General features: G+C 70.3%; 13 protein-coding genes. 7 read left to right on the top strand and 6 right to left on the bottom strand.

Annotation, left to right across the window (positions count from 1 at the left end; translation table 11 throughout):
- Positions 1–79 precede the first annotated feature (79 nt).
- From EOD42_RS16380 to sppA, 4 genes are all read right to left on the bottom strand, one after another.
- Complete coding sequence (locus EOD42_RS16380; RefSeq protein ID WP_127788628.1) at positions 80–1,039, bottom strand: Bug family tripartite tricarboxylate transporter substrate binding protein; 960 nt, start codon at positions 1,037–1,039, stop codon at positions 80–82.
- A 146-nt stretch (positions 1,040–1,185) separates the two neighbouring features.
- The gene (locus tag EOD42_RS16375; protein WP_127788627.1) at positions 1,186–1,503 is read right to left on the bottom strand and encodes a LapA family protein; all 318 of its coding nucleotides are present in this window, start codon (positions 1,501–1,503) and stop codon (positions 1,186–1,188) included.
- 2 nt (positions 1,504–1,505) lie between these two features.
- Positions 1,506–1,844, bottom strand: coding sequence for an integration host factor subunit beta (gene ihfB / locus EOD42_RS16370; RefSeq protein WP_127788626.1), 339 nt, complete (start codon positions 1,842–1,844; stop codon positions 1,506–1,508).
- A 137-nt stretch (positions 1,845–1,981) separates the two neighbouring features.
- Positions 1,982–2,887, bottom strand: a complete 906-nt coding sequence (gene sppA / locus EOD42_RS16365; protein WP_127788625.1) for a signal peptide peptidase SppA — start codon at positions 2,885–2,887, stop codon at positions 1,982–1,984.
- An 87-nt stretch (positions 2,888–2,974) separates the two neighbouring features.
- On the opposite strand from sppA, the gene EOD42_RS16360 reads away from it, so the two are divergent.
- Positions 2,975–4,210, top strand: coding sequence for an argininosuccinate synthase (locus EOD42_RS16360; protein WP_127788624.1), 1,236 nt, complete (start codon positions 2,975–2,977; stop codon positions 4,208–4,210).
- A gap of 65 nt (positions 4,211–4,275) precedes the next feature.
- On the opposite strand, the gene EOD42_RS16355 is transcribed toward EOD42_RS16360, so the two are convergent.
- Positions 4,276–5,601, bottom strand: a complete 1,326-nt coding sequence (locus EOD42_RS16355; RefSeq protein WP_127788623.1) for an MmgE/PrpD family protein — start codon at positions 5,599–5,601, stop codon at positions 4,276–4,278.
- A 9-nt stretch (positions 5,602–5,610) separates the two neighbouring features.
- Complete coding sequence (locus tag EOD42_RS16350; RefSeq protein WP_127788622.1) at positions 5,611–6,570, bottom strand: tripartite tricarboxylate transporter substrate-binding protein; 960 nt, start codon at positions 6,568–6,570, stop codon at positions 5,611–5,613.
- A 96-nt stretch (positions 6,571–6,666) separates the two neighbouring features.
- Here EOD42_RS16350 and EOD42_RS16345 point away from each other — a divergent pair, with 96 nt between their 5' ends.
- The 6 genes from EOD42_RS16345 to EOD42_RS16320 all read left to right on the top strand — a co-directional run bounded on the left by EOD42_RS16345 (position 6,667) and on the right by EOD42_RS16320 (position 12,230).
- Complete coding sequence (locus EOD42_RS16345; RefSeq protein ID WP_127788621.1) at positions 6,667–7,476, top strand: SDR family NAD(P)-dependent oxidoreductase; 810 nt, start codon at positions 6,667–6,669, stop codon at positions 7,474–7,476.
- 30 nt (positions 7,477–7,506) lie between these two features.
- Positions 7,507–8,460 carry a tripartite tricarboxylate transporter substrate binding protein gene (locus EOD42_RS16340; RefSeq protein ID WP_127788620.1) on the top strand — a complete coding sequence of 318 codons (954 nt, stop codon included), beginning with the start codon at positions 7,507–7,509 and terminating at the stop codon, positions 8,458–8,460.
- Positions 8,457–9,218, top strand: coding sequence for an SDR family oxidoreductase (locus EOD42_RS16335; RefSeq protein ID WP_127788619.1), 762 nt, complete (start codon positions 8,457–8,459; stop codon positions 9,216–9,218). The genes EOD42_RS16340 and EOD42_RS16335 overlap by 4 nt, the downstream gene beginning before the upstream one ends.
- Positions 9,219–9,254: 36 nt before the next feature.
- Entirely contained in the window at positions 9,255–10,238 is a 984-nt protein-coding gene (locus EOD42_RS16330) for a LacI family DNA-binding transcriptional regulator (RefSeq protein ID WP_206020378.1), read from the top strand.
- 133 nt (positions 10,239–10,371) lie between these two features.
- A complete protein-coding gene (locus tag EOD42_RS16325; protein WP_127788617.1) occupies positions 10,372–11,268 on the top strand; it encodes an NAD(P)-dependent oxidoreductase in 897 nt (298 codons plus the stop codon).
- The gene (locus tag EOD42_RS16320) at positions 11,265–12,230 is read left to right on the top strand and encodes a Bug family tripartite tricarboxylate transporter substrate binding protein (protein WP_127788616.1); all 966 of its coding nucleotides are present in this window, start codon (positions 11,265–11,267) and stop codon (positions 12,228–12,230) included. The genes EOD42_RS16325 and EOD42_RS16320 overlap by 4 nt, the downstream gene beginning before the upstream one ends.
- Positions 12,231–12,322 lie beyond the last annotated feature (92 nt).

Here is a 12,322-nt window from a genome sequence, read left to right as displayed (position 1 = left end):
GCGCCCCCGGGATTGCATGCCGGCAAGGGCCGTCCGGATGGCGACATCCGGGCGGTTTTTTTGTGCGCGGCTGGGGCGGTCAGCCGGGCGGCGGGGCCAGGCGGCGCCGTTCCTCATACCCGTCGCGGATGCGGCGGGTGGCGGCGTCTCCGGTCAGGAAGATGATCTCCCCGTCATCGGCGGCGCGCTCGAAGACCGGGTTGCGGCGTGCCTCGTCCAGGGCGGCGCGCAGGCGGGCCTGGATGGGCTCAGGCACGCCGGCGGGCACCAGCAGGGCCTGCCAGTTGCTGTAGTCGAAATCCGTGATGCCGATGTCGCCGAAGCTCGGGACCTCGGGCCAGATGGGCTGCCTGCCGCGCCCCACGCCGATGATGGGGCGCAGCGCGCCCGAGGCCACGTATTCGCGCACCAGGCTGGTGTCGAACATGGCGAATTTCACCTCGCCGCTCAGCAGGGCGGTCAGCCGGGGGCCGCCGCCCTGGTAGACGACTTCCAGCAGGTCCAGCCCGTATTTGCGCTGCAGCGCATAGGCCGCGAGGGTGCCGGCCGCGCCGCCGCCCGAGGAGGCGTAGGGCACGGGGGCCGCGCTGGAGCGGATGCGGGCCAGGAACTCGTCGAAATTGCTGACGCCGAGCGAAGGGTGCGCGACAAAGACCCCTGCGCTTTCGTGAAATATGCCGATCGGCGCGAAGTCCCGGATCGGATCGAAGCGCAAGGCGGCCGGGTTGGCGGCGGCGCTGCCGATGAAGCCGATGTTGTTGTTCAGCAGCAGGGTGTAGCCGTCCGGCTGGGCGCGGCTGACATATTCGGTGCCGAGCAGCCCGCCGGCGCCGCCGCGATTCTCCACCACCACCGGCTTGCCGAGCGCCTGGGCGAGGGCCTCTGCCAGCGGGCGGCCATATTTGTCCACCTGCCCGCCGGGCGGCCAGGGAATGACGGCACGCAGCGGACGCTCAGGCCAGGATTGCGCGCGGGCGATGGCGGGCGCCAGCAGCAGCGGGGCCAACTGACGGCGACCAAATGTGATAAGGCGAGACATGGCGTTTTAGCACTCTATAATTTTGTGAATTATAAAGCGCATTCAGCCGGCATGAGTCAATTATGGGCGTGAAACATTGCCGCCCGCGGCGTCATCCTGTCTCGAAGGCAGATGAGGAAGTGGCGGCAGGGGCCGCGCGCTTCAGCTCAACGGGCGAGCTGCAGCGCCTCGCTGTCCTGCTTCGCGGCGGTTTCCTTCTCCCGCCGCATGGCCACCAGCTCGCCATCCATGATGTTGGCCGCGCGCTGCAGTTCACGCACGCGCCGGCGGGCAGGGACGGCGGCGGCCCAGCCGAACACGGCGCCCAGGACCAGGAACAGCGCGCCCGTGCCCAGCACGGCCAGCCACAGCGGCAGCGCCAGGCTGGCATCGAGCGGCCACAGGCGCAGCGCCACATCTTCCCGGTTGCTGGCCGCGAACAGCGCCAGCAGCAGAAGGAACGGCACCAGCAGAATCCAGCGCATGATCAGGCCTTGGTCTTGGCCGCCGGCTTCTTGGCGACCGGGGGGGCACCGGCCTGCGGGGGGCCGCCATTCACGGTCTCACGCAGTTCCTTGCCGGGCTTGAAGAAGGGCACCGCCTTGCCGGAAACGTCCACGGCCTCACCGGTGCGGGGGTTGCGGCCCGTGCGCGGGTCGCGCCGCTTGACGGAAAAGGCCCCGAAACCACGCAGCTCCACACGCCGGCCGTCAGCCAGGGTGGACGTGATCTCCTCGAAGATCGTCGTCACGATGGCTTCGACATCGGAATGCCGCAGATGCGGATTCTCGGCGGCGAGCTGGGTTATCAGTTCACTTCTCGTCATGGCTTCCCCCGAGTTGGATACCGGAGACGGATATCGCGTCGCCATACGCAGGTTCGTGAGCGGCCGCAGAGCCTCCGCCCAGCTGAGAATGCTTCTCGATCATTCATTCAAAACGCTGACGCATGGCTTACGCGCTGTCAATGTTGCAGCGCGGCCTGAAGGCCGCCTTGCCCGAAAACCGACTGAATCAACGCCCTGGCCAGGCTTTCCGCGCCCGCGCCCAGCATGCGCTCCGACCAACCGCGCGGTTGGCTGGTGCGCAGCGGCAGATCGGCCGGGACTTCCCGGTTTTCCGCGAGCCAGGCCCGCGCTTCGACCTCTCCGCCCATCTGGTCCACCAGCCCCGCCGCCATCGCCTGGCGGCCGGAGAAGACGCGGCCATCGGCCAGCGCCCGCACCCGGTCCTCGGGCATGCGTCGGCCTTCCGCGACCATCGTTACGAATTGTGACTGGATGTCCTGCACGACGGATTCCAGCGCCGCCCGGCCCTCGGGCGACAGCGGCCGGAACGGACTCGGCTGGTCCTTCAGGATGCCGGAGGCGATGGTCTCGGGCCGCACCCCGATCCGCGCCAGCAGCTCGCTCACCTCGAAGCTCTGCATAAGCACGCCGATGGAGCCCGTCAGCGTGCCCTCGCGGGCGAAGATGCGGGCGGCGGGCAGGGCGATCATGTAGCCGGCGCTGGCGGCGGTGCCGCCCATCACGGCCACCACGGGCTTGTCGGCCGCCAGCCGCCGCAGGGCCTCGTGCAGGGACTGTCCGCCCGCCACGCTGCCGCCGGGGCTGTTGATATAGAGGATCAGCGCCCGCGCATTCTCGTCGCGCCGGATGCGGTCCAGCGCCTGGACCACGCGCCGGTCCTCTCCGATCGTGCCCGTGACCTCCAGCCGGGAGACATAATCGCCCCCCACCTGCCGCAGGATGCCGAGCGGCAGCAGCGCGGCCAGCGCGGCCGCGCCGAGCACCACCGCCAGCACGCGCCAGCGCAGCAGTTTGGACTTCAGGCGCCGGCGGTCCAGCAGCAGATCGGCTTCGAGCGTCATGTCTGGAACAATGGTCTTTCCCCGCCCCGGTTGCCAGCCTGCCCGCCGGGCGCTATCCGCGCCATTCTGTTGCAGGAGTGATGGTCGATGACCGTGAAGGACGTGAAGAAGGTTGTGCTGGCCTATTCTGGCGGGCTCGACACCAGCGTGATCCTGAAGTGGCTGCAGACCACCTACCGATGCGAGGTGGTGACCTTCACCGCCGATCTGGGCCAGGGCGAGGAGCTGGGCCCGGCACGCGACAAGGCGCTGATGCTGGGCATCAAGCCCGAGAACATCTTCATCGACGACCTGCGCGAAGAATTCGTGAAGGATTTCGTCTTCCCGATGTTCCGCGCCAACGCGCTGTATGAGGGCTGCTATCTGCTGGGCACCTCCATCGCGCGCCCGCTGATCGCCAAGCGCCAGATCGAGATCGCCGAGATGGTGGGCGCGGATGCCGTCAGCCACGGCGCGACCGGCAAGGGCAACGACCAGGTCCGCTTCGAGATCGGCTACTATTCGCTGAAGCCGGACGTGAAGGTGATCGCGCCCTGGCGCGAGTGGGATCTGGCCAGCCGCACCAAGCTGCTGGAGTTCGCGGAAGCCAACCAGATCCCCATCGCGAAGGACAAGCGCGGCGAGGCCCCGTTCTCGGTCGACGCGAACCTTCTGCACTCCTCCTCCGAGGGGAAGATCCTGGAGGAGCCCTGGGACGCGCCGGACGAGATCGTGTGGCAGCGCACCGTCAGCCCCGTGGACGCGCCGGACAAGGTGACCGAGATCACCATCGAGTTCGAGCGCGGCGACGCGGTGGGCATCAATGGTGAGCGCCTGTCGCCCGCCACCCTGCTGACGCGCCTGAACGCGCTCGGCAAGGAAAACGGCATCGGCCGCCTGGATCTGGTCGAGAACCGCTTCGTCGGCATGAAGTCCCGCGGCTGCTACGAGACCCCGGGCGGCACCATCCTCTACACCGCGCACCGCGCGATGGAGAGCATCACGCTGGACCGCGAGGCTGCCCACCTGAAGGACAGCCTGATGCCGAAGTATGCCGAGATCATCTACAACGGCTTCTGGTTCAGCCCGGAGCGCCGGATGATCCAGTCCCTGGTGGATGAGAGCCAGAAGAGCGTGACCGGCACCGTCCGGCTCAAGCTCTACAAGGGCAACACCATCGTGACCGGCCGCCAGTCGCCGCACAGCCTGTATTCCATGAAGCATGTGACCTTCGAGGAAGACCAGGGCGCCTATGACCAGTTCGACGCGCAGGGCTTCATCAAGCTGAACGCGCTGCGCCTGCGCCTGGGCGCCATGGCCGGCCGCAAGGGCGGCGCGCTGTAATCTGTTGGTCCGGGGCTTCCTGAGCGAAGCCCCGGATTTCTTCTTTTCCGCGGAAAGAGAGCGGTCTAGCCGCAGCTTTCCATCAGCCTGCCCACGCTGCCCGCGCCGTCCAGCGCCCAGAAACCGGCGATGGCTTCATCCGCTCGGGCCGAGACGCCGCCGATCGCGGCATTGTCGCGGAACTTGGCCTCCAGCGCCGCATCGGACATCGGGTTGGCCTCGCTGCCGATCGGGTCGGTCACGGTCCGGGTCAGCTCCCGCCCATCCTTCAGGCGCAAGGTCACGGTGGCGGCGCCGCGCGGCAGCGCGGGCTCCAGGCGCGCCGTCACCCTGGCGCGGAAGGCGGACAGCACCGGGTCCAGCACGGCCGGCATCTCGAAATCCGCCACCCCGGCACTGGCACGGACAAAGCCCAGCGCGGCGCTGTGATGGATGCTGACGCGGGCATCGCGCTCATTGTTCACCGCGCGGTCGCCGCGGGCCAGCAGCAGGGCATCACCGGCGACCGTCACGCTGTCGATGGCCTCCGCCGGCGCCTCGGCGCGGAGCGCCAGGCAGGCGTCGATCACGGCATGGAACACGATGCCGGCCGGATAGGGCTTGTAGGTGTTGCGCGCGATTTCCCACCGCTCTCCCAGCCCGCCGGTGATCTCCTCGACCATCGGCACGTCGCCCATGGCGCGGGCGAAGCCCAGGGGGCCCTCGATGGAGCGCGGTGCCGCCTTGTAGCCCTGCTGCGCCAGCAGGGCCGAGAGAATGCCGTGGCGCGGCGCATTGCCCACGCTGACGTTCTTGGCGGCACTCGGCAGGTTCTCGACCGTGCCGCCGGCCTGTGAGGTGGCGATGCCGATGGCGTGCGCGGTCTGCTCGGCCGTCAGGCCCAGCAGCTTCGCGGCGCCGGCCGCGGCCCCCAGCGCCCCGCAGGTGGAGGTGATGTGCCACCCCCGCGCGTAATGCCCTGGTGAGACCGCATTGCCCACGCGGCAAGCGACCTCACCGCCCAGCAGGAAGGCGTGCAGCACGGCCGCCCCCGGCAGGCCCCTTTGCTCGGCCAGCGCCAGCAGGGCAGGGGCGATGGGCGAGGTGGGATGGATCACCGTGTTCAGGTGGGTGTCGTCATAGTCCAGCAGGTTGCAGGCGATGGCGTTGACGAAGCTGGCGGCCATGGGGTCGAGCTTCGCGGACTGTCCCAGCACCGTGCATTCCGGCGCGCCCGAGAAGGGGCGCATCACCGCCAGGGCGGTGGTCACGGCCGGGTCGCGTGCCACGCCCAGCCCGCAGCCCACGGCGTTCAGGATGCTGCGCTTGGCCTCATGCCGCAGGGCGGGGGGCATGTCCTCCCAGCGGGAATCCGCCACGAAGCGGCCGAGGGTTTCGGCGGCGTAAGCCATGGCGTTCTCCTATTGCGCGCGGGTGATCAGGCCGTCGCGGGCGGCCTGTGCCCAGCGCGTGTCCTCCTGATGCAGGAAGGTGCGGAACTCGTCGGGGCCGAGCGGCTGCAGGTCCACCCCGATGCCCAGCAGGCGCTGGCGGATGGCGGGTTCGCGCAGGGCCTGGGCGGTGGCCTCGGCCATGCGGGCGGCGATGGGGGGCGGCAGGTTCGCGGGTGCCAGCATGCCGTACCAGCCGGCGAAATCGTATCCGGCCACCCCGGCCTCGGCCAGGGTGGGCACATCGGGCAGTAGCGGCGTGCGGGCGGTGGTGGTCACCCCCAGCGCGCGGATGCGGCCCGATTGCAGGTGCGGCAGGGCGGCGACGGTGCTGTTCCAGCTGGTGGGCAGATGCCCGGCGATCAGGTCGTTCAGCATGGGGGCCGCGCCGCGATAGGTCACTTCCTCCATCCTGATCCCGGCCAGCCGGGTGAACAGGTTGCCGGCATAGGAGATCGCGGCATCGGAGGTGCCGAAGCCGATGGTGCCCGGCGCCGCGCGCGCGGCCGCCACCAGCCCCGCCACATCGCTGAAGGGCGCCTGGCCGCTGGCCGCCAGCAGGATGGGAAAACGCGACAGCAGCGACACCGCCGTGAAGTCCCGCTGCGTGTTGTAGGGCAGGCTGGGCATCACATAGGGGTTCAGGGCGTGGCTGCCGGTATCGACCAGGAAGACCTGGCCGTCGGCCTCGGCCCGCGCGACCATTTCGGAGCCCACGATGCCGCTGGCGCCCGCCCGGTTCTCGACCAGCACGGGCTGGCCCAGCAGCGGGCGCAGCCCCTCGGCCAGGGCGCGGGCGAACACGTCGGTGCCGCCGCCTGGGGCATAGGGCACGATCAGGCGGATGGGGCGGTGCGGCCAGGCCTGGGCCAGCGCCGGCAACGGCAGCGCGGCGGCACCCAGCAAGATCGTCCGGCGATGGGCCAGCATGGCGTGTTCCTCATGATTTTTGATATCGGTAACTGAGCGGCGTGCCGCCGTAAACCCGGCTTGTGCTGCAACCCGGCTTCGGACTAGCGTGATGTTATGATATCGATCACAGAAGCGGCACGCGGCCGCTCATCAGGCGGCCTGCGTGGCCGGGTGGCCCTCGTCACCGGCTCGGTCGGCGGCATCGGCCATGCGGTGGCCTCCGCTCTCGCGGCCGAGGGCTGCGACATCGTCCTGCACGGCCTGGCCGGCGCCGAGGAGGCCATGCCCGCCGTCGCCGCCATCGCGGGGCAGGGGGTGAAGGCGCGCTTCGACGGCACGGACCTGGCGGACCCCGCCGCCATCGAGGCGATGATGGGCCGGCTCGGCCCCATCGACATCCTGGTGAATAACGCGGCCATCCGCCATTTCGGCCTGGTGGAGAACACCGCACCGCGCGACTGGGACCAGGACATCGCGGTGAACCTCTCGGCCCCCTTCCACCTGGCGCGGCTGGCGCTGCCCGGCATGCGGGCGCGCGACTGGGGGCGGATCATCAACATGTCCTCCATCTACGGCCTTGTCGGCACGACGGAGCGCGTGGGCTACGTCACCACCAAGACCGCGCTGATCGGCCTGACGCGCGCCATCGCGGCCGAGACGGCCGCCACCGGCATCACCTGCAACGCGATCTGCGCGGGCTCCACGCTCACGCCCAACATCGAGGGGCGCATCCAGGCCGCCATGGCGGCGCAGGGCATCGGCCATGCCGAGGCCAGCGCCCGCTTCCTGGCGGGCAAGCAGCCCACCGGCCGCTTCGTCGCGGCCCCCGCCATCGGCGCCATGGCGGCCCTGCTGTGCGGTGAGGCCGGGCGCGACATCACGGGCTCTGTCATCCCCATGGATGGGGGGTGGTCCGCCAGCTAGCGACGAGAACAACACCGGGAGAAACGACCAATGAAAAGAAGAACACTGCTGGCGGCCGGTCTTGCGGCGCCGGCCCTGGCGCATGCGCAAAGCTTCCCCAGCCGCCCCGTGAAGCTGCTGGTCACCTGGCCGCCGGGCGGCACCACGGACATCCTGGCGCGCCAGCTGCAGCCGCAGCTTTCGGCGGCGCTGGGGCAGCCGGTGGTGATCGAGAACCGGGGCGGGGCCTCGGGTGCGATCGGTGCCGCGGAGCTCGCGCGGTCGAACAATGACGGCCACATCTTCGGCATGGTGACCAGCACCGTGATCTCGGCCGCGATCCTGACCCGCCAGCCCTATGACCCGATCCGCGACTTCACGCCGCTGCTGCTGCTGGCCAATGTGGCGAATATCCTGGTGGTGCCCACCTCCTCGCCCATCCGCACCGTGCAGGACCTGATCGACATGGCCAAGCGCCGGCCGGGGGAGCTGACCTTCGCTTCCTCCGGCATCGGGTCTGCGGTGCATATCTCGGGTGAGATGTTCAAGCTGGCCGCCGGCGTGGACATGATCCACGCCCCCTATCGCGGCGGCGCCCCGGCGCTGGCCGATGTGGTCAGCGGGCATGTGAACCTGATGTTCGGCAATGCCAGCTCCACCCTGCCCTTCGTGCGGGAGGGCGCGCTGAGGGCCATCGCCGTCACCTCCGCGCAGCGCACGGCCTATCTGCCCACCGTGCCGACCATCGCGGAATCGGGGCTGCCCGGCTTCGCGATCGATGAATGGTACGCCTGCATCGGGCCCGCCGGCATGCCGCAGCCGGCGGTGCAGCGGCTGAACGCCGCGCTGCGCGGCATCATCGAACAGCCGGCCGAACGCGCCCGCCTGCTGGAAATGGGCGCCGAGGTGGTGGGCGGCAGCGCCGAGGAGTTCGGCCGCTTCATGGCCCAGGATGTCGAGAAGATCGGCCGCGTGGTACGCGATGCCCGGATCAGGGTGGAATGATGGAACCGACATTGCAGGGCAAGCGCGCGCTGGTCAGCGGCGCCAGCAAGGGCATCGGGCTCGCCATCGCGCGGCGGCTGGCGGCGGCGGGCGCGCGGGTGGCGCTGGCGGCCCGCGGCGCCCCGCCGCTGGAGGGCATGCCCGGCGCCATTGCCATCCCGGCCGACCTGCGGGACGCCGATGCCTGCGCCGGCGCCGTGGCCCGGGCGGTGGAGGCCTTCGGCGGGCTCGACATCTTCGTGCACAGCGCGGGCGCCACCCAGCGCGGGGATTTCCTGGCGCTGGACGATGCGGCCTGGGCCGACGGCTATGCGCTGAAGTTCATGGGCGCGGTGCGGCTGCTGCGCGCGGCCTGGCCGCATCTGAAGGCGGCGCGGGGCAATGCCGTGCTGATCGCGGGTGTCGGCGGCCGGGTCGCGAGCGCGGATTTCACCATCGGCGGGTCGGTCAACGCCGCGCTGATGAACTTCACCAAGGCCATGGCCGATCGCGGCGTGCAGGACGGGGTGCGGGTGAACTGCATCAACCCCGGCAGCATCCGCACCGACCGGCTGACCGGGCGCATCGCGACCATGGCGAAGGAACGTGGCGTGGACATGCAGGCCGCCGCCGGTCTGATCGCCGCCGAGACCGGCGTATCGCGCTTCGGGGAGCCCGAGGAGATCGCCGAGATCGTGGCCTTCCTGGCCGGCCCCGGGGCGGGCTACATCCAGGGGGCCATCCTGGACGCGGATGGGGGCTGGGTAAGGGCGGTGTAGATGACGCGCGAGGACGGGAAATCAGGGGCCGCACGCATGCGCGATGTCGCGCGCATGGCCCAGGTCTCGACCATGACCGTCTCTCGCGCGCTGACCGACCCGGCCAAGGTCTCCCCCGATGTGCGGGCGCGCGTGGCGGAGGCCGTGCGCGCCGTGGGCTATGTGCCCAACAAGCTGGCCGGCAGCCTCTCCTCCAGCCGGTCGCGCATCATCGGCCTGGTGGTGCCCAGCATCGAGAACTCGCTGTTCGCCAGCACGGTGCAGGGTATTTCCGACGTGCTGCGCCGGCACGACCACCAGCTGATGATCGCCGACAGCGGCTACAGCATGGAGGCGGAGGAAGCCGCGATCCGCGCCTTCCTGGAGCAGCGGGTGGCGGGCCTCATCCTGCATGACACCACCCATACCCCGGCGGCGGTCGAGATGATCCGTCGCTCCGGCGTGCCGGTGGTGGAGAACGGCACGCTGGTGCCCGACCCGCTGGACATGGTGGTCAGCTACTCCAACCAGGATGCGTCGCGCGCCATGACGCTGCATCTGGCGCGGCTGGGCTACCGGCGCATCGGCTTCGTCAGCCTGCATGCCGCCACCAACGCCCGCAGCCGCGACCGGCAGCTGGGCTATCGCGCGGCGCTGGAGGAGGCGGGGCTGCCCTTCGAGCCCGCGCTGATGCTGGAAATGCCCGGCGGGCTGGCCAGCGGTGCCGAGGCGCTGCTGCGGCTGATGGAAGGGCCGGTGGTTCCCGATGCCATCTTCTTCGCGGGCGATGTGCTGGCCATGGGCGCCAGCCTGGAATGTGCCCGGCGCGGCTGGCCGGTGCCCGGGAAGGTCGCGATCGCGGCCTTCGACAATTTCGACCTGCTGGGCCACCTGGTGCCGCCCGTGACCACGCTGAAGCTGCCGCGGCTGGAGATCGGGCGGCGCAGCGCGGAAGTGCTGCTGGACCGGATCCAGGGCCGCGCGTCCGGCCCGTTGGCGGTGGATCTGCGCTTCGAGATCATTCACCGCGCCAGCACCTGATCCGGGCTGGACATCGCCCTGCCGGTGCCTATGATACCGATATCATTTAAGGGCGGACGACCGTGCTGTGACGCGCCTTCATCGGCGCTGCCGGCTTCGGTATCGATAAACCGCCGATAAGGAGGAACCGCCCATGGCGGATCGAGTTCTCGGCTTCATCGGCCTGGGCCAGATGGGCAGCCGCATGGCCGCGCGGCTGCTGGAGGCCGGACACCCCGTCGTGGTGTTCGACCGCGCCCCCGGCCCGCTTGCGGAGCTGGTGGCCAAGGGCGCCACCGCCGCCGCCAGCCCGCGAGAAGTGGCCGATCGCGCCGACCTCGTCTTCGGCAGCCTGCCCACCCCCGCCATCCTGCGCGACGTGGCGCTCGGGCCCGATGGCGTGCTGGCCGGCCAGCGCGCGCGCTGCTTCGTGGACCTTTCCACCACCGGCCCGCGCGTGGCCGGTGAGGTCGCGGCCGCCTTCACCGAGGCCGGGCGCAGCACCTTCGATTGCCCGGTCAGCGGCGGCAAGGGCGGTGCCGCCGCCGGCACGCTGGCGTTGATGGTCAGCGGCCCGCGCGCGGAATACGACAGCCTGGAGCCGGTGCTGCGCGTCTTCGGCAAGCCCTTTTATTGCGGGGAAAAGCCGGGCCAGGCGCAGGTGATGAAGCTGTGCAACAACCTGCTCGCGGCCACGGCCCTCGCCGCATCGTCCGAGGCCCTGGCGATGGGCGTGAAGGCGGGGCTGGACCCCAACCTGATGTGCGAGGTCATCAACGCGAGCAGCGGCCGCAACTCCGCCACGCAGGACAAGTTTCCGCGCGCCGTCATCCCGCGCACCTTCGATTTCGGCTTCACCACCGGCCTGTCCCTGAAGGACGTGCGCCTGTGCCTGGAGGAAGCGGAGGCCATGGGCGTGCCCATGCCGGTGGGCAATGCCACGCGCCAGATGCTGGCGATCACGGCGGCCCTGCATGGGCTGGACAGCGATTTCACATCGATCGCGAAGACGGTCGAGAACTGGGCAGGGGTGGAGATCAAGGCGCCATGAAGATCAATCGTCGAACCGCAATCCTCGCCGCGGCCGCGCTGGCCGCGCCGCGCCTGGCCTGGGCGGCATTCCCGGACCGCCCCGTGCGCGTCATCGTGCCCTGGCCGCCCGGCGCCCTGGCCGATGTGGTGATGCGCTCCATCGCGCAGGCCATGGCGGGCCCTCTGGGCCAGCCGGTGGTGGTGGAAAACCGCCCGGGTGCCACCGGCGCGCTGGGCACGGAGGCCGTGGCGCGCGCCGCGCCCGATGGCCACACCCTCATCCTCGGCAATGCCGAGACCCATGCGATCAACCCGCTGGTCTATCGCCGCCTGGCCTATGACCCGGTGCGCGACTTCAGCCCGGTCAGCCTGTTCGCGCGGGCGCCCTTCGCGCTGGCGGTCGGGCAGAACATGGGCGTGACGGACCTCGCGGGCTTCCTGTCGAAGCTGCGGGAGGCACCGGGGCGTGTCTCCTATGCCTCCTGGGGGGTCGGCAGCACGTCCCACCTGACCATGGAACTGCTGCTGAAGGCGGCGGGGCTGGAGGCGCTGCACGCCCCCTTCACCGGCCAGGCCCCCGGCATCACCGCCGTGATCGGCGGCCAGGTGGACTGCATGTTCCTGACCGCCGGCGGGGCGGAAGCCGCCGCGCGCGACGGCCGGGTGAAGCTGCTGGCGGTCTCGGCGGCCGAGCGCGTGCCGCTGCTGCCCCAGGTGCCCACCCTGCGTGAGGCCGGCGTGGCGGTGGAGGGCGGCAACTGGTTCGGCCTGCTGGGCCCCGCCCGCATGCCCGCCGAGGCCGCGGAAAAGCTGGCCCAGGCCATGGCCGAGGCCGCCCGCGCGCCCGCCGTGCAGGAGGTGTTCCGCGCCCAAGCCGCCGTGCTCAGCACCAACACGCCCGCCGAATTCGCGCGCTTCATCGCCGAGGACCGCGCGCGGTGGGAGGCGCCGGTGAAGGCGCTCGACATCCGCATCGACTGATTTGCCCTGGCGGCGGCGCCTGCCGCCGTCGCCAGGAAATGTTTTGTCATACTAAGAAATCTCCTCCCGGGACCGCTGCTCTATGAGTGGCC

The sequence above is a fragment of the Rhodovarius crocodyli genome, from assembly GCF_004005855.1.
Classification (GTDB): Bacteria; Pseudomonadota; Alphaproteobacteria; order Acetobacterales; family Acetobacteraceae; genus Rhodovarius; species Rhodovarius crocodyli.
Note: the sequence above shows the minus strand (reverse complement) of the source record. Positions and strands in the feature narration are given on the sequence as shown.